The organism is Thauera chlorobenzoica (genome assembly GCF_001922305.1).
Lineage (GTDB): Bacteria > Pseudomonadota > Gammaproteobacteria > Burkholderiales > Rhodocyclaceae > Thauera > Thauera chlorobenzoica.
The window spans coordinates 1,197,485-1,213,767 of sequence record NZ_CP018839.1 but is presented as its reverse complement, the minus strand read 5'-3'; the positions used below and the strand labels follow the sequence as shown (position 1 = coordinate 1,213,767).

Here is a 16,283-nt window from a genome sequence, read left to right as displayed (position 1 = left end):
GGGCACGCACCGGGGCCACGCCGCCGGCAGCGTCTGCGCATCGACATCGGGGGGCGGGCGCGCGCGCCCGCCGGGTCGATCGACTCGGGTTAACCGATGAATGGAGGAGCCCCCGCGGCAGCCGTGGGCACGGCTGTAGCCAGAGACTCAGGCGTACGCGGGCGGTGCGCGTGGACGGGAGGCGGCCCACGGCAGACGGGGCCGTGGCGCGTGGAGGGTGAACGCGGCGACGACGTCCCCGCCCTGCGCCGCCGGCACGCCCGCCGCGCCCCAGGGCGCGGGCAGCGCGCTGGCGAACAGGCTGCAGAAGACGCAGGGCTTGACCGGGCGCTCCGCATCGTCGGCCGGATCCTGCGCACCGCCTGCGCCGGCGACGTGCTCGATGCCGTAGGCAGTGCAGATCTCCAGCCACATCGCGTCGCCCGAGGCGCGATAGGCCGCTTGCGACAACGCCGGCGCGAGCGTGGCGACCAGCATCGCGAAGGTCGCGATCCAGGCGGTGAGCGTGCGGGCGGAGGCGGTCATCATTGGACGGCCACGCAATGCTTCGTGTCGCAACGGGAAGGGAAATGGCAATGCTTCGTGTCGCAACGGGAAGGGAAATGAAAAGCGCGGCGGAGAAACATCACTCGATGTTCTGCACCTGCTCGCGCATCTGCTCGATCAGCACCTTCATTTCCATCGCAATCGCGGTGATGTCGGTGGCGGGGGACTTCGAGGCCAGGGTGTTGGCCTCGCGGTTGAGTTCCTGCATCAGGAAGTCGAGGCGTTTGCCGGCGGCACCGCCAGCCTTGAGGATGCGTTCGACCTCGTCGAGATGGGTGACGAGGCGGGAGAGCTCTTCGGCGACGTCGATGCGCTGGGCGTAGAGCGCGACTTCCTGACGGATGCGGTCCTCGTCCAGGCTGGCGACCGCGTCGCGCAGCTTGGCGGTGAGGCGCTCCTGGTATTCGAGCACCACCGCCGGCATGCGCGGGGTGGCGACGGCGACCAGCTCGCGCATCCGCACGACGCGCTCGCGGATCATGGCGGCGAGCTTGTCGCCTTCGCGGCGGCGGCTGGCGACCAGTTCGTCGAGCGCGGCCTCGGTGAGGGCGACGATCGCCGGCAGCATCTCGTCGAAGCCGAGGCTGTCGTCGGCGAGCATGCCCGGCCAGCGCAGCAGCTCATGCACCGACAGCGGCGCGGCATCGGCAAAGCGCGTGCGCAAGCCGGCCTCTGCCTCGGCGAGCTGGTCGAGGAGGGCGGTGTTGAGCGCCAGCCCGCGCGCGGTACCGTGCCCAGCCTGCAGGTTCAGCCGGCACTCCACCTTGCCCCGGCCGAGGCGCGCGGCCAGGCGCTCGCGGATCGCCGGCTCGGCCTGGCGCAGGTCGTCGACGATGCGAAAGCCGAGATCGAGGTAGCGGGAATTGACGCTGCGCAGCTCGAGGTGGAGGCTGACGCTGCCCAGGTCGCGGTTCTGCACCGCGAAGCCGGTCATGCTGTGGATCATCGGGGGGTCTCCGGGAACCCGGCGTGATCGTTTACACTGGGGTCCGATTCAGGAAGGAAGCTGTGAAGACCGCGATTCTAGCGCCCCCGAAGACCCCGTCTCAAGCCAGCCCGCTGCCGGCGGGCTTCGCGCTCGAGCGCTACCGCATCGAACGCCCGCTGTCGCGGGGCGGCTTTTCGACCGTCTACCTGGCCCACGACGAGACCGGCACCCCGGTCGCAGTCAAGGAATACCTGCCGGGCGCGCTGGTGCAGCGCGACGCCGGCGAGATCGAGCCACGGGTGACGGACGCCCAGCGCGCGGTCTTCTTCCGCGGCATGAAGTGCTTTTTCGAGGAAGGGCGCGCACTGGCCCGGCTCGACCATCCCAACGTGACCCGGGTGCTCAACTTCTTCCGCGCCAACGGCACCGTTTATATGGTGATGCGCTTCGAGCACGGCCGCACCCTGCACGACACCAGTCGCCACCACCGCGGCGCCCTGCCCGAAGCCTTCGTCCGCACGCTGTTCGCACGCCTGCTCAACGGCCTGCGCGAAGTCCATGCGCACCGGCTGCTGCATCTCGACCTCAAGCCGACGAACATCCACCTGCGCACCGACGGCACCCCGGTGCTGCTCGATTTCGGCGCCGCGCGCCGGATCCTGCACGCCGACCAGGCCGTGCTCGAACCGATCTTCACCCCCGGCTTCGCCGCCCCCGAACAGCACCACCGCGGCGCGCCCCTAGGCCCCTGGACCGACATCTACGGCGTCGGCGCGAGCCTCTACGCCACGCTCGCCGGCGCCGTTCCGCCGCGCGCCGACGAGCGCCGCCGGACGGATTCCCTCGTGCCGCTGGCGCGGACCCGGGCCGGCGGCTACAGCGCCGACCTGCTCGAGCTCGTGGACCACTGCCTGCAGCTCGACCCCCTGGCCCGCCCGCAAAGCGTCCCTGCGCTGCAAAAGGCACTGCGCCCCCCGCCCGCTGCGCCGGCGCGCGCATCCTGGCCCGGTGTGCTGCGCGGGCTCCTCAAGGCCCGGCCCCGCCACCACTGACCGGGACCGGCCATGCCCCACCTTGCCGGAAATACCAGACCGGCCAGCAACGGCCCCGGCCGATCTCATCGCTCCCCCTCCATCCCCCTCTCAGCACAGGAACCTTCATGCGACCCAGCCAGCGCCAGCCCGACGAACTCCGCCCCGTCCGCCTCACCCGCGGCTTCACCTGCCACGCCGAAGGCTCGGTGCTGGTCGAATTCGGCGCCACCCGCGTGCTGTGCACCGCCAGCGTCGAGGACAGCGTGCCCGCCTTCCTCCGCGGCAAGGGCCAGGGCTGGCTCACCGCCGAGTACGGCATGCTGCCGCGCGCCACCCATACCCGCAGCGCGCGCGAGGCCGCCAAGGGCAAGCAGAGCGGCCGCACCCAGGAAATCCAGCGCCTGATCGGGCGCAGCCTGCGCGCGGTGGTCGACCTCGCCGCGCTCGGCGAACGCCAGATCGTCATCGACTGCGACGTCCTCCAGGCCGACGGCGGCACCCGCACCGCCGCCATCACCGGCGCCTGCGTCGCGGTGCATGACGCCCTCGTCGGCCTCGTCGCCGCCGGCAAGCTCGCGCGCAACCCGATGCGTGAATTCGTCGCCGCGGTGTCGGTCGGCATCCACGACGGCGTGCCGGTGCTCGACCTCGACTACGCCGAAGACTCGGCCTGCGACACCGACATGAACGTGGTGATGACCGAGGGCGGCGGCCTCATCGAAGTGCAGGGCACCGCCGAAGGCGCGGCGTTTTCGCGCGCCGAGCTCGACGCCCTGCTCGATCTGGCCGAACTCGGCGGCCGCCACCTGTTCGAACTGCAGCGCGCCGCCGTGCACGGCGGCTGAACCTGCCACCGTCGCACCCGGTCCCACCCGACCGCATCGCCATTCACGCCCAACCCGCGCCCGGCCTCCGCACCGGGTGCCGCACCGGAGCCCCGCCATGCCCACCCGCCTCGTCCTCGCCAGCAACAATGCCAAGAAGGCCGCCGAAATGCGGGCCCTGCTCGCCCCCCTCGGCATCGAAGTCATCCCGCAATCGGTGTTCGGCGTCGGCGAAGCGGAAGAGCCGCACCCCACCTTCGTCGAAAACGCGCTCGCCAAGGCCCGCCACGCCGCCGCCGCCACCGGCCTGGCGGCGGTCGCCGACGACTCCGGGCTGTGCGTCGAAGCGCTCGGCGGCGCGCCCGGCGTGCACTCGGCACGCTTTGCCGGCGACCCCAAGTCCGACGCGCGCAACAACGCCCTCCTGCTCGAACGCCTCGCCGCCTTCCCCGCGCCGGAGCAGCGCCGCGCCTACTTCTATTCCGCGGTGGTGCTGGTGCGCCACGCCGACGACCCGCGCCCGCTGATCGCCGACGGCGAATGGCACGGCCAGATCCTCCCGGCCGCGCGCGGCGACGGCGGCTTCGGCTACGATCCGCTGTTCTGGCTGCCCGAACTGGAACAGACCGCCGCCGAACTCGACGCCGCGCTGAAGAACACCCTCAGCCACCGCGGCGCGGCGATGCGCCACCTCCTCGATCGCCTGCGCAGCCACCCGCTGTAAGCGCCGTCCGCCGCGCCGGCCCCACCCGGCCCCACCCGGCCCCAGCTCCGCCCCCCACGCTTTTCGTCCCGCCTCCGCCACCGTGACCACCCGCCGCATCATTCCCCTCGCCCCCGCCGCCACGCCCGCCACGTCCCTCCCTGCGCGCGCGCAGCTCACGGCTCCGCCGCCGCTGGCGCTGTACGTGCATTTCCCCTGGTGCGTGAAGAAGTGCCCCTATTGCGACTTCAACTCGCACACCCCGCGCAGCGGCGGCATTCCCGAGCGCGCCTGGCTCGACGCGGTGCTCGCCGACCTGCAGGCGGCGCTGCCGCAGGTGTGGGGGCGGCGGGTGCTGAGCGTGTTCATCGGCGGCGGTACCCCCAGCCTGATGTCGGCGGCCACGCTCGACGCCCTGCTCGGCGGCATCCGCATGCTGCTGCCGCTCGACCCCCTCGCCGAGATCACCCTCGAAGCCAACCCCGGCACCGTCGAAGCCGCCCGCTTCCGCGACTACCGCGCCGCCGGCGTCAATCGCCTGTCGCTCGGCATCCAGAGCTTCGACGACGCCCTGCTCGCCCGCATCGGCCGCATCCACGACGGCAGCGAGGCGCGGCGCGCGATCGATGCCGCCACCAGCCACTTCGAGCGCGTCAATCTCGACCTGATGTACGCCCTCCCCGGGCAGACCCCGGGCATGGCGCTCGCCGACCTCGAGACCGCGATCGCTTGCGGCGTGCACCACCTGTCCTGCTACCACCTCACCCTCGAACCCAACACCCCCTTCGCCCGCCACCCGCCGCCGCTGCCCGACGACGACAGCGCCGCCGACATGCAGGAAGCGATCGAAGCGCGCCTCGCCGCCGCCGGGTTCGAGCACTATGAGACCTCCGCCTTCGCCCGCCCCCACGAGCACAGCCGGCACAACCTCAACTACTGGACCTTCGGCGACTACCTCGGCCTCGGCCCCGGCGCCCACGGCAAGCTCTCCAGCCACGAAGGCATCCGCCGCGAGATGCGTCACAAGCACCCCGCGCGCTACCTCGAAGGCGCCGCACGCGGCGACTTCATCCAGGAGGCGCGCAAAGTGACGACGGCCGAGCTGCCGTTCGAATTCATGATGAACGCACTGCGCCTCAGCGAAGGCGTGCCGGCGCAGCTGTTCGCCGCGCGCACCGGGCTGGCGCTGGAGGGGATCGCCGAGGAGCTGGTGCGTGCCCGCGAGCGCGGGCTGCTCGACACCACCGATGGCCGCTTGCGCCCGACCGTGCAGGGGCAGCGCTTCCTGAACGAGTTGTTGCAGGAGTTCCTGCGGGGCTGAGAGTTTGTGAAATATCCCAAAAATGAGCAGAACCAGCTCAAAAACATGATGCAGCGGGCGATCAACCCCTACCGCCTCTGATCGTCGACAAGATCGGCTACCCGCCGATGGTGCACGAGCGGGCCAATCTGTTCCTCTCAGGTGATTGCGTCGCGCTACGAGCGGGGTAGCCTGATCGTGACCAGCAGTCTGGTTCGGGCAGTGGGATAGTGCCTTCGCCCAGGACGCGACGCTCACGGCGGCGCGACTGGATCGATTGCTGCATCACGCACACATCGTGCCGACCACCGGCTCAACCCGGGTGTTCCATCACCGTTGCCCCGGCAGGCAGAATCGCGGATAATCGCGAATGATTCCCATTGACATCCTAGCCTGCATGTAGTGACTTTGGCCATCGTGCAGATTGAGGGCTGGCTGTGAACGCACCGGACTCTGCGTCCTCTCCCACCATCGCAATGCTCTACATCGACCACCATACCTGGCTGCAGGCGTGGCTCGGCCGCCGTTTAGGCAACGCCGCCGACGCGGCGGACCTCGCGCACGACGCTTTCATCCGTTTGATCGACAAGCCGCGCCGCTTCGACAGCGCGCCGGAGGCCCGCGGCTATCTGCGCAGCATGGCCAACGGCCTGTGCATCGACCTCTGGCGCCGCCGCAGCATCGAACAGGCCTGGCTCGACACGCTCGCCGCCCAGCCCGAGGCCGTGGCGCCCTCGGCCGAGCACCAGTCCATCGTGCTCGAAACCCTCTACGAGATCGACACCCTGCTGCGCAGCCTGCCTCCCAGGGCCGCCCAGGCCTTCGTGATGGCCGTGGCCTGCGACATGACGTACAGGGAAGTCGCCCTGGAGCTGGGCGTTTCGGTGCGCATGGTGGCCAAGTATGTGGCCAAGGCCACGCTGCACTGCCTGCGCCTCGAAGCACAGCAGGCAGTGGAAGCGCTGCCCCACGGCGGATTCGCGCCGTGCGATGCGACGCCCATTCCCGTCGTTGCCTGACGACACGGTCCGCGCCCTGGCCCCATCGTGACCACCGCACCCCTCAAGCCGCTTCCGCCCGGGCCCTCGCATCGGGTGCTGGAGCAGGCCGCCGAATGGTTCGCCCTGCTGTTGTCGGGCGAGGCCACCGCCGCCGACCGCCGCCTCTGGGAAGACTGGCTCTCTGCGTCGGACGAGCACCGCCAGGCCTGGGGCTACGTCGAAACCCTCAGCCGCCGCCTCTCACCCATCAAGTCCAGCCCTGAGCCGCGCCTCGCGGCCTGCGCCTACCAGCAGGCCAGCAACCCCCGGGGGCAGCGCCGGCAGGTGCTGGTGGGCATCGCCACGCTGGCCAGTACGGGCCTGCTCGGCTGGGCCACCTGGCGCCACACTGCGCTACCCGGCATCACCCTGGCGTGGATGGCCGACTACCGCACCGGCACCGGCGAGGTGCGCGAGATCACGCTGGCCGACGGCACCCGCATCTGGCTCAACGCCGTCAGCGCCTTCAACCAGGACTACCAGCCGGGCCAGCGCCTGCTGCATCTGGTGCGCGGCGAAATCCTCATTCACACCGGCAGCGACCCACTGCAACGCCCCTTCCATATCGAGACGGCCCAGGGCAGGCTGCGTGCACTCGGCACGCGCTTTACCGTGCGCCTGGAGGACGATGCGCAAACCACCCTCACCGTGCATGAGGAAGCAGTGGAGGTGCAACCCCGCACTGGTGCCACCACCATCGTCGGGGCCGGGGAGCAGGTGCGCTTTACCGTCGACGGCATCTCCGCCACTGGGCCGGCCGACCCCGCCCGCGAGGCCTGGACCCGTGGCGTGCTCATCGCCCAAAACATCCCGCTGGCCGAGGTGGTAGCGGAACTGCGCCGGCATCACCCAGGCCACCTGGGCCTCGCCCCCGAGCTGGCCGCGCTGCGTGTGTTTGGCAGCTACCCGGCCAACGACCCCGCGCAGGCGCTGGCCATGCTGGCAACCGTCATGCCCATCCAGGTACGCCGCCCGCTGCCGTGGTGGATCAGCATCGAGCCCAAGGGTCAGGCCGCCACCGGCCGCTGAACGCGGTCGCGCCGCCCGCAGGTGAACCGCCACGCTTCGCCGCGCCCGCCCGCTGACGCCGCTCACTCGCGCGTGGCCGAGCGGCGCGCTCCCGGCCTCTTGAGAAAACTTCTCGTACTTCTTCCGAAAAGCGGTTCATCGTTTTTGCCGCTTATTCGATTAAGGGGGTGAGAGGTCACGACCTCGTCCGCAACCATTCCCTGTCCGCGCCAGCCGCTGGACGCTCCGGTCCGGTCCGGCGGGCGAGACGGTGTGACCGAGTTCGTCAACCCACTTGTCCGAGGAAGAGCGTCCACCATGCCCCGTTGTCCATCCCATGCCGCCCGCGCGACCGCATCCGAAGCACCCAACCCGAGCGCTCGCGCGAGCCACAGTCCGCGCCCAACGCGCATCGCGGCGGCCCTGCTCGGCGGCCTGCTGGCCGCCTGGCAGCCCGCCGCCCTGGCGCAGAGCACCACGCCCGCGGCGGAACGAGCCCAGCCGACACAGGAGAGGCGCGCCTACGACATCCCGTCCGGCCCGCTCGGCGAGGCGCTGGCGCGCTTCGCCAGGGAATCCGGCGCTTTGCTCGCCGCCACGCCGGAACAGGTGCAGGGCAGGACCAGCCCCGGCGCGCACGGCACCTTCGGCACCCAGGCGGCGCTGGATGCCTTGCTGGCCGGCACCGGGTTGCAGGCGGTGCCGAACGCGCAGGGGCAGTTCGTACTGCGGGAGGTGTCGGGCGGCGCCGCTGGGCCAACGCCAATTGCCTTGGGTATCGTCACGGTCATCGGCGAGCAGGCCTACAGCGACACCACCTCCACCGTGTCGGCCGAGGACATCGCCGCCCGTGCGCCGCGTGACACGCGAGAGGCGCTGCAGAACGAGACCGGGGTCGCCGTCGGCGGCGGCGGCGCGACGGTCGCGCAGAAGATCTACGTGCGTGAGATCGAGGACACGCTGCTCACCGTCACCCTCGACGGCGTGCCGCAAGGCGGCAACATTTTCCACCACCAGGGACGGGTGCTGATCGAGCCGGAGCTGCTCAAGCGCATCGAGCTCGACAAGGGCGGCACGGTTTCCAGCGTCAGCCCCGGCGGCCTCGCCGGCTCGGTGCGGATGACGACCAAGGACGCGGCCGACCTGCTGCGTCCGGGCCAGTCCTTCGGCACCATGCTGAGCGGCGGCGCCTCGTCAAACGATGGCTGGCGCGGCGGCCTGACGGTCTATGGCGCGCCGGGCGGTGGCCTCGACTTTCTCGTGCACGGCAAGCGCACCCGGACCGATGACTACGAGGACGGCCGCGGCCACACACAGAGAAACAGCGGCTCGACGCAGGACACCCAGCTGGCCAAGCTGAGCTATGAGCTGACGCCGGGACATAAGCTGTTCGCCAGCTACCAGTGGCTGGAGGACGAGGGCGTCCGCTTCCTGCGACCGCACATGCCGGGCATCGTGAACGGCCCGGCGACGCCTCAGAAGCTGGAGCAGCAGACGGTCACCGCGGGCTACCGCTTCGCCGGCGGCAACGGCCTGCCGCAAGCCGAGCTGTCGTTCTTCTCCGACGAGACGACGAACAAGCGCACCAACACCACCGCCGTCTTCGGCAAGCCGATCGGCTACCGCTACGGCGAGCGCATCGACGCCACCGGCGTGAACCTGACGCTGAACTCGAAACTCGGTGCGGCCAACCTGCGCTACGGCCTCAACCACCACCGCCGCGACCTGGAGGCGATCAACCCGGCCAAGAAGGGCATGAACGGCAATAGCGGCAAGGAGGAGAGCGATGTCACCGGCCTCTTCGCCGAGGGAAGCATACCGCTCGGCTCGATGTTCCTGTTCGGCCTCGGCGGCCGCTACGACTGGTACTCGTACGAGGACAACCACGACCAGGACTTCGACAGCAGCGGCTTCTCGCCGAACGCCAGCCTGACGCTACAGGCCACCGACGCGCTCAGCTTCCGCCTCGGTGCCTCGCGCACCGTGCGTGGTGCCGGGCTGAAGGAAGCCTTCATGATCGACAACGGCCCCGGCCCGCTGATCTACCGCAACGTCGGCAGCCTCAAGGGGGAGACGGCGAACAACGTCGAGCTCGGCTTCAATTACGCGCAGGGGCCGTGGTCGTTCAAGGGCTCGGTCTTCCGCATGACCATCGACGACTACATCAACCTCGTCTACCGCGCTGGCCCGCCGGCCACCGCCACGCGCGAGAACGTTGGCAAGGTCAGGTCGCACGGCTACGAGCTGGGCGGCGGCTGGAGCAACGGCACCGCCCGCGTCGGCCTGTCGGTTGCCGACGCCAAGCCCGAGCTCAACGGCTTCGAGCTCGGCGACGGCGACTTCAGCCTCGGCACGACACTCGGCCGCACCTGGCTGGTCAGCACCGGCTACACCTTCGCCGGGTGGAACCTCGACCTCGGCTGGAATGTGCGCCACGTCGAGAGCGTCAGCTACCGCCCGTCCAACGCCGCCACCGATGTGAGGAAGGACGGCTACACGGTGCACGACGTCTACGCCAACTGGCAACCATGGGGCAAGGACCGGGTGCGCCTGACCCTCGGCGTGCGCAACCTGTTCGACAAGTTCTTCTACGACCAGGCCACCTATGGCGCACAGGTGCCCAACGGACCGATCCTCGGCTATGCCGAGCCGGGCCGCGACGTGCGCCTCGACCTGAGCTGGAAATTCTAACCTCCCCATTGGCAGCGCCATCGGCCGCGCGCCGAGGCGCCGCCCTTTTCCATTGACGGAGGAAACCGTGACCGCCGCTTCATCATCCGCCCGCCGCCTCGCGCGGCTCGACCTGCCGCTCCGCCTCGTAGCCGCCGCCGGCGGCGGGTACGCACTGTGCTGGGCGATGTTCGTTGCCCTCGGTGCCTGGCTGCCGTTCTCGAAGGCGACGGTCTGGTACTTCACCGGCCAGATCGCGCCGCTGCCCTTCCTCGGCGCGCTGCTGTGGGCCTTCGTCGCGCACACGCCGCAGCGGGCGCTGGCCTGGCCATTCGGGCTGGCGGTGCTGTGCACGGGCATCGCCTTCACCGGAATCTGGCGATGAGCACAATCGGCAAGGCCCTGCTCGGCCTGCACGCCTGGGGCGGCCTCGTCTTCGGCTGGCTGCTGGTGCCGATCTTCGTCGCCGGCAGCATCGCCGTCTTCGAACCCGAGGTCAGCCACTGGATGCAGCCGGAGCTGACAGCGCCGCAGTTCTCGCGCGGCGAGGCCGTGGCGCGTGCGGAAGCGCGCCTGCGCGAGGTAGCGGCCGACGCCGCGGTGTGGCGCGTGCGCCTGCCGAACGGACGCGAGCCGACCGTCGGCATCGGCTGGGGCAGCGACCCGCGCCAGCTCGCGGAGGAGACGCTGGACGCGGCCAGCGGCCGGCCGCTCAACCCGCGCGCGACGCACGGCGGCCACTTCTTCAACGAGTTCCATGCCGAGCTGATGGCCGGCACGGCCGGCAAGTGGTTGGTCGGCGCCGTCGGCATCGTCATGCTCGCCGCCATCGTCTCCGGCGTGCTCGTACACCACCGCATACTGCGCGACTTCTTCACCTTCCGCCCGTGGGCCGGTCGCCGCCGCGCCTGGCTCGACGCGCACAACCTGGCCGGCGTGGCGACGCTGCCCTTCCTGCTGATGATTACCTGGACCGGCGTCGTCATCCTCGCCGAGACCTTCATGCCGGCGGCGACCCATGTGCTCTACGACGGCAAGGCGCGCGCCAACCGCGCCGAGGTGGTGAAGTCCTTCGCGCGCAAGCCGGCGGGGGAAGCCGCGGCGATGAAGCCGCTCGTCGACCATTTCGCGGCGGCCGAGGCCTTGCTCGGCACCGGCACGGTCAGCAACCTGCTGGTGCGCCACCCGGACGACCGCGGCGGACTGGTGCAGGCGCTGCGCCATGTCGACGACCGGCTGTCGGCGGTGGCCGACCACGTCACCTTCGACGCCGCTACCGGCGAGGTCTTCGGCCAGCAGACCGAGTGGAATGCGATGGCCTACGCCTACCGCGCCCAGGTCGGCCTGCACGTCGTCCATTACGGCGGGCCGGCGCTGCGCTGGCTGTACTTCGTCTCCGGCCTGCTCGGCGCGGCGATGATGGCCGCCGGCATCGTCCTCTTCGAGCGCAAGCGCCGGCAGCGCGTCGGCGACGCGCGCGGGCAGCGGCTGATCGAGGCCCTCGGCGTCGCCAGCGTCGCCGGCGGCTGCGTCGCGCTGCTCGCCTACCTGTGGGCGGCGCGGCTGCTGCCGGCGGAACTGGAGGCACGCGCCGGGCGCGAGGTGCTCTGCTTTCTCGTCGTCTGGGCGGCGACGCTGCTGCACGCGCTGTGGCGCGGCGCGGCGTCCGGCGGCCACGGCCCGGCCCGCACCTGGCGCGAACAACTCCTTCTCGCCGCCGCGCTGGCGCTGGCGCTGCCTGCGCTCGACTTCGTAACCGCACTGCAACCGATCGATGCCCTGCGCCTCGGCGTTGACCTGACGGCGCTGGCCGGTGGCGGGCTGCTACTCGTCTGCGTGCGCTTCTTTCCGGCGGCCATCCCGGCGCAGCCGGTACTTGCGGGAGCGGAATCGTGATCGGGCTCGCACTCTTCGCTATGGCAACGGCACTCGTCGTGACCGGCATGGCTGGCATCGCCTGGGCCATGCCACAGCACCATGAACGGCTCGGCCGCAGGCCGCCGAACGATACCACCCGCCACTGCGCGCGCGTTGCCGGCTGGGTGTTGCTCGGCGCCGCGCTGCCGCCCTGCGCCGCCGGCTGGGGCGGGTCGATCGGCTTTGTGCTGTGGGTCGGGCTGCTGACAGTGGGCGTACTCGCAGTCGCCGGGACGCTTGCGCTGCTCGGCACGCGGCATCGGGCCTAAGCCTTTCACTCACCCTGTGGGTGCCATCAAGTTTAGATTGCCCTGGCAATCGGCCTCCGTGTTGTGTTGATCGGCTCTTCGGTACGGTTCGGCTCAGCCGGATCTGAGCATGGCCCTGGGGCCGCCCCGGTATCGTGCTTTTGTCATTTTTGCGCGACACTACACAAAAATAACCGCCACGGAGGATGACCCGATGCAGACCGAGCACAAGAAGGACGCCGCCGTCCCGGCCCCGCGCAAGCGAACGGTGCGCAGCAACCACGCCGGCGAGGCCGAAACCACCCGGCCTGCGCGCGCCGGCGACATCGCCCCCGCACACAGCGCAGCAGGCATTGCCGGGTTCGAGATCGAGCAGGCCGTCGGCGCGGCGCGCGACGCCAAGACGGTGGCGGTGTCCGACATCGTCCGCCGTGTCGCGAGCGAAGGCATCGACTCCCTGACCCAGACGCTGGCGGCGATCCTCGCGGGCGCCTCGCCGGACGACGCCGCGGTGCTGCGCGAGGCCCTCCTGCGCGGCGAGGAGCCGCCGCCGAAAATGCCGGTAGCACCGGACGACCAGCTCACCCCCGACTGGCGGGTGGGCGGCTATCCGTACAAGAACCTGATGTCGCGCAAGAACTACGAGAAGCACAAATACCACCTCCAGGTCGAGCTGCTGAAGCTGCAGGCCTGGGTCAAGGAAACCGGGCAGAAGGTGGTGATCGTCTTCGAGGGCCGCGACGCGGCGGGCAAGGGCGGCACCATCAAGCGCTTCATGGAGCATCTCAACCCGCGCGGCGCGCAGGTCGTGGCGCTGGAGAAACCGACCGAAACCGAACGCGGCCAGTGGTACTTCCAGCGCTACATCCAGCACCTGCCCAGCGCCGGTGAAATCATCCTGTTCGACCGCTCCTGGTACAACCGCGCCGGCGTCGAACGGGTGATGGGCTTCTGCAGCAACGACGAATACAACGAGTTCATGCGCCAGGCGCCGGAATTCGAGCGCACCTTGGTGCGCAGCGGCATCCACCTGATCAAGTTCTGGTTCTCGGTGAGCCGCGAGGAGCAGCGCCGGCGTTTCAAGGAACGCGAGAAGCACCCGCTCAAGCAGTGGAAGCTGTCGCCGATCGACCTCGCCTCGCTGAACAAGTGGGACGACTACACCAAGGCCAAAGAGGCGATGTTCTTCTACACCGACACCGCCGACGCGCCGTGGACCGTGGTCAAGTCCGACTGCAAGAAGCGCGCACGGCTCAACGCGATGCGCTACGTGCTGCACAAGCTGCCCTACGCCAACAAGGACAGCGAAGCCATCGGCCCCCTCGACCCGCTGCTGGTCGGACGCGCCAACGTGGTGTACGAGCGCGGCGAGAAGGAAGCGACCGCGCTGCTTTGAGCCGGCCCGCCCGGGGGCAGCGGCCGGGCTCGCAAGCAACATCCACCCCGGCGCGGCCGCGCCGCGCTCAGCCGCCCAGTGCCGAGTTGAGCGTGTAGGTGGCGGTGAGCTTCGCCTCGGCGAGCACGTGGCCGGCGATCGCCGCGCGCAGCCCGGCGCCGGTGAAGCGACCTTCGACCGGGCAGCGCGGCACATCGAGGGCGTACAGGGTGAACACGTAGTGGTGGAGCCGTTCGTCGTTCCACGGCGGGCAGGGGCCGTCGTAGCCGTGGTAGTCGCCTTTCATCGTCTCGTCGGCGGCGAACCAGGGGGTGAAGTCGTTGACGCCCTGGCGCGCGCCGAGGGCGGCGGCCGGGCCGGGCTTGCCGCCGGGGGTGACGTCGTCGGAAAACTGGCCGGCGGCGATTTCGCGCAGCTCGGCCGGGAGGTCGACGAGGAGCCAGTGGTGGAAGTCCACCCGCGCCAGGCTGGCGGGAATGGTCCGCCCTTCCTGGTTGACGTCGTCGCCGCGGCTGGGGACGTCGGGGTCGTGGCAGATCAGGGCGAAGGACTTCGTCCCCGCGGGCACGTCGGACCAGGCGAGGTGGGGGTTGCGGTTGCCGCCGAGGCACACCCGGCCTTCTGCGGCCGGAATGCAGAAGGCGAATTCGCCCGGGATCGGGGCGCCGTCGGTGAAGCTCTGGCTGGTCAGTTTCAAGGCATTCTCCTCACGAATTGAAAGCTTCACTGCCTCATGCGGGGGCGGCATCCGCTTGCGCGCGCCATCCCCGGCAGGGGATGCCGGGGCCGCAGCACCGGGCCGCCTAGGGCGCCTCGCACAGGCAGTGCAGGTACAGGTGCTGCGGGTCGTTCCAGCGCGCCAGCCCGGCGGCCGACGCCTGGAGCTGGCCGAACAGCAGGGCGAATGCGCCCGGATTCGCGGCGTGGCCGCCGAGGCCGCGACCGAGATCGATGCCGAACGGCTCGCCCGCGCGCATCAGCCGGCGCAGCAGGCGCTGCTCGATGGATTCACCGGCAGCGGGCCAGACCAGCTCGTAGTCCTCCAGGCCGGCGCGCCGGGCGGCGGCGGCAACCGCCGCGGTGAGCCCGCCGAGGTGATCGACGAGCCCCAGCTCGGCCGCCGCGGCGCCGGTCCACACCCGGCCGCGGGCGACTTCGTCGACTTCGGCGACGCGCATGTCGCGCGCCTTCGCCACCGTCTCCAGGAAGCGCCGGTAGCCGTGCTCGATGCCGAGCTGCATCGCCGCGGCGGCGTCGGGGTCGAGCGGGCGGCGCGGGTCGAGCGCGCCGGCGAGCGGCGCGGTGGCCACCCCGTCGACACCGATGCCGAGCCGGCGCAGAGGTTCGGAAAACTCCGGGAACAGGCCGAAGATGCCGATCGAGCCGGTGACCGTGGCCGGCGCCGCCCAGATCTCGTCGGCGCCAGTGGCGATCCAGTAGCCGCCGGAAGCGGCCACCGAGCTCATCGAGGCGACCACCGGCTTGCCTGCGCGGCGGGTGAGTTCGAGCTCGCGGCGGATCAGCTCGGAGGCCCAGGCGCTGCCGCCGGGGCTGTCGATGCGCAGCACCACCGCCTTCACCCGCTCGTCCTCGCGCGCGTCGCGGATCAGGCGGGCGAAGGTGTCGCCGGCGACCACGCCGCCGGCTTCCATGCCGTCGACGATGGTGCCCTGGGCGACGATCACCGCGACCCGGGCATCCGCGCCCTTCCGGTCGATGAGGGCGAGGTAGTCGCCGGCGTCGATGCTGCGCGCCTCCTTGCCGCCGGGCGCCGTGCCCACCGCTTCGACCAGGCGCACGCGCCATTCGTCGCGGCTGCTGAAGCGATCGACCAGGCCGGCGGCGAGCGCCGCCTGTGCCGCATCGCCGCCGCTGGCGGCGAGCGCGGCGCGCAGGCCGTGCACGTGGGCATCGACCGCCTCGGGGGCGAGCTTGCGCCCGGCGGCGATGTCGTCGCGCATCACCTGCCACAGGCCGCCGAGCAGGTCGCGGGTGGATTCGCGGTCCTCGTCGGACATGTCGCTGCGGGTGAAGGGCTCGGAGAAGGACTTGTACTCGCCGACGCGGAACACGTGGACCTTGATCCCGAGGGTATCGAGCGCGCCCTTGAAGTAGGTGCCGTAGCGCGCCAGCCCGCGCAGCAGGACGAAACCGTCGGCCGCCAGGTGCACTTCGTCGGCAGCCGAGGCGAGGTAGTACTGCGCCTGGGTGAAGCGTTCGCCGCGCGCCAGCACCGGCTTGCCCGAGGCCTTGAAGTCGAGGATCGCGGCACGCAGTTCGGCGAGCTTGGACAGTCCGCCGCCGAGCAGTTCGTCGGTCTCGATCACCAGCGCGGTGATGCGCTCGTCGTCACGCGCACTGCGCACCGCCTCGAGCAGGTCGGCGAGCGCCACCTGCCCGGCCGGCGCGCCGCCGGCGCGCAGCAGCACCAGCGGCGGCTCCAGCACCGCCTGCTCGACGATCGTCCCCACCGGGCGCAGCACCAGCGCCGAGCCTGGCGCCAGCGCGGGACCGGGACGGAAGAAGAGGGCGAGCACGGCGCCGATGGCGAAGATCAGCAGCGCATAGAAGGCGCCCCGCAGCAGCAGGTCGAGCATGCGCACGAAGGTGCGCAGCGCGGTAAACAGGAAGCGGAACAGGGCGCGCAGCACGGCGGGCGGTCCTCGGTG

At 70.7% G+C, this 16,283-nt stretch carries 15 protein-coding genes and 1 pseudogene; 12 read left to right on the top strand and 4 right to left on the bottom strand.

All coding sequences use genetic code 11. The features are described from left to right. Positions 1–147: 147 nt before the first annotated feature. Both Tchl_RS05770 and Tchl_RS05765 read right to left on the bottom strand, forming a co-directional pair. Complete coding sequence (locus tag Tchl_RS05770) at positions 148–528, bottom strand: DUF2946 domain-containing protein (protein ID WP_075147558.1); 381 nt, start codon at positions 526–528, stop codon at positions 148–150. Between the two features lie 97 nt (positions 529–625). Next, complete coding sequence (locus Tchl_RS05765; RefSeq protein ID WP_075147557.1) at positions 626–1,492, bottom strand: YicC/YloC family endoribonuclease; 867 nt, start codon at positions 1,490–1,492, stop codon at positions 626–628. Positions 1,493–1,554: 62 nt separating this feature from the next. Here Tchl_RS05765 and Tchl_RS05760 point away from each other — a divergent pair, with 62 nt between their 5' ends. From Tchl_RS05760 to ppk2, 12 genes and pseudogenes are all read left to right on the top strand, one after another. Next, the gene (locus tag Tchl_RS05760) at positions 1,555–2,526 is read left to right on the top strand and encodes a serine/threonine-protein kinase (RefSeq protein WP_232311664.1); all 972 of its coding nucleotides are present in this window, start codon (positions 1,555–1,557) and stop codon (positions 2,524–2,526) included. A gap of 107 nt (positions 2,527–2,633) precedes the next feature. Then, entirely contained in the window at positions 2,634–3,353 is a 720-nt protein-coding gene (gene rph / locus Tchl_RS05755) for a ribonuclease PH (protein ID WP_075147556.1), read from the top strand. A gap of 97 nt (positions 3,354–3,450) precedes the next feature. Continuing rightward, the gene (gene rdgB / locus Tchl_RS05750) at positions 3,451–4,056 is read left to right on the top strand and encodes an RdgB/HAM1 family non-canonical purine NTP pyrophosphatase (protein ID WP_075147555.1); all 606 of its coding nucleotides are present in this window, start codon (positions 3,451–3,453) and stop codon (positions 4,054–4,056) included. An 82-nt stretch (positions 4,057–4,138) separates the two neighbouring features. Beyond that, on the top strand, positions 4,139–5,356 hold the full coding sequence (gene hemW, locus Tchl_RS05745) for a radical SAM family heme chaperone HemW (protein WP_075147554.1): 1,218 nt from the start codon (positions 4,139–4,141) through the stop codon (positions 5,354–5,356). 77 nt (positions 5,357–5,433) lie between these two features. Further along, positions 5,434–5,699: pseudogene (locus tag Tchl_RS05740) on the top strand (ATP-binding protein); the annotation flags it as partial. Positions 5,700–5,811: 112 nt separating this feature from the next. Beyond that, entirely contained in the window at positions 5,812–6,354 is a 543-nt protein-coding gene (locus Tchl_RS05735) for a sigma-70 family RNA polymerase sigma factor (RefSeq protein ID WP_083945166.1), read from the top strand. Positions 6,355–6,381: 27 nt separating this feature from the next. Next, the gene (locus Tchl_RS05730; RefSeq protein ID WP_075147552.1) at positions 6,382–7,404 is read left to right on the top strand and encodes a FecR domain-containing protein; all 1,023 of its coding nucleotides are present in this window, start codon (positions 6,382–6,384) and stop codon (positions 7,402–7,404) included. A 297-nt stretch (positions 7,405–7,701) separates the two neighbouring features. After that, complete coding sequence (locus Tchl_RS05725; RefSeq protein ID WP_075147551.1) at positions 7,702–10,074, top strand: TonB-dependent receptor; 2,373 nt, start codon at positions 7,702–7,704, stop codon at positions 10,072–10,074. Between the two features lie 67 nt (positions 10,075–10,141). Beyond that, entirely contained in the window at positions 10,142–10,438 is a 297-nt protein-coding gene (locus Tchl_RS05720) for a hypothetical protein (protein WP_075147550.1), read from the top strand. After that, positions 10,435–11,949, top strand: coding sequence for a PepSY-associated TM helix domain-containing protein (locus Tchl_RS05715; protein ID WP_075147549.1), 1,515 nt, complete (start codon positions 10,435–10,437; stop codon positions 11,947–11,949). The genes Tchl_RS05720 and Tchl_RS05715 overlap by 4 nt, the downstream gene beginning before the upstream one ends. Further along, on the top strand, positions 11,946–12,239 hold the full coding sequence (locus Tchl_RS05710) for a DUF3325 domain-containing protein (RefSeq protein ID WP_146060733.1): 294 nt from the start codon (positions 11,946–11,948) through the stop codon (positions 12,237–12,239). Before Tchl_RS05715 ends, Tchl_RS05710 begins: the two co-directional genes overlap by 4 nt. Before the next feature lie 193 nt (positions 12,240–12,432). Next, complete coding sequence (gene ppk2, locus Tchl_RS05705; RefSeq protein ID WP_083945165.1) at positions 12,433–13,614, top strand: polyphosphate kinase 2; 1,182 nt, start codon at positions 12,433–12,435, stop codon at positions 13,612–13,614. Positions 13,615–13,681: 67 nt separating this feature from the next. Here the strand turns inward: ppk2 and Tchl_RS05700 are convergent, their stop codons facing one another. Beyond that, positions 13,682–14,311 (bottom strand): YbhB/YbcL family Raf kinase inhibitor-like protein, encoded by a 630-nt coding sequence (locus tag Tchl_RS05700; protein WP_075147547.1) that lies wholly within the window; start codon positions 14,309–14,311, stop codon positions 13,682–13,684. Positions 14,312–14,417: 106 nt separating this feature from the next. After that, the gene (sppA, locus tag Tchl_RS05695; RefSeq protein WP_075147546.1) at positions 14,418–16,265 is read right to left on the bottom strand and encodes a signal peptide peptidase SppA; all 1,848 of its coding nucleotides are present in this window, start codon (positions 16,263–16,265) and stop codon (positions 14,418–14,420) included. Between the last annotated feature and the right edge of the window lie 18 nt (positions 16,266–16,283).

Bases quoted from the DNA above. Each gene is read 5' to 3' on its own strand.
- ppk2 (WP_083945165.1), top strand. From the start codon at position 12,433: ATGCAGACCGAGCACAAGAAGGACGCCGCCGTCCCGGCCCCGCGCAAG.
- Tchl_RS05715 (WP_075147549.1), top strand. From the start codon at position 10,435: ATGAGCACAATCGGCAAGGCCCTGCTCGGCCTGCACGCCTGGGGCGGC.
- Tchl_RS05735 (WP_083945166.1), top strand. From the start codon at position 5,812: ATGCTCTACATCGACCACCATACCTGGCTGCAGGCGTGGCTCGGCCGC.
- Tchl_RS05765 (WP_075147557.1), bottom strand. From the start codon at position 1,492: ATGATCCACAGCATGACCGGCTTCGCGGTGCAGAACCGCGACCTGGGC.
- rdgB (WP_075147555.1), top strand. From the start codon at position 3,451: ATGCCCACCCGCCTCGTCCTCGCCAGCAACAATGCCAAGAAGGCCGCC.
- rph (WP_075147556.1), top strand. From the start codon at position 2,634: ATGCGACCCAGCCAGCGCCAGCCCGACGAACTCCGCCCCGTCCGCCTC.
- Tchl_RS05725 (WP_075147551.1), top strand. From the start codon at position 7,702: ATGCCCCGTTGTCCATCCCATGCCGCCCGCGCGACCGCATCCGAAGCA.
- Tchl_RS05770 (WP_075147558.1), bottom strand. From the start codon at position 528: ATGATGACCGCCTCCGCCCGCACGCTCACCGCCTGGATCGCGACCTTC.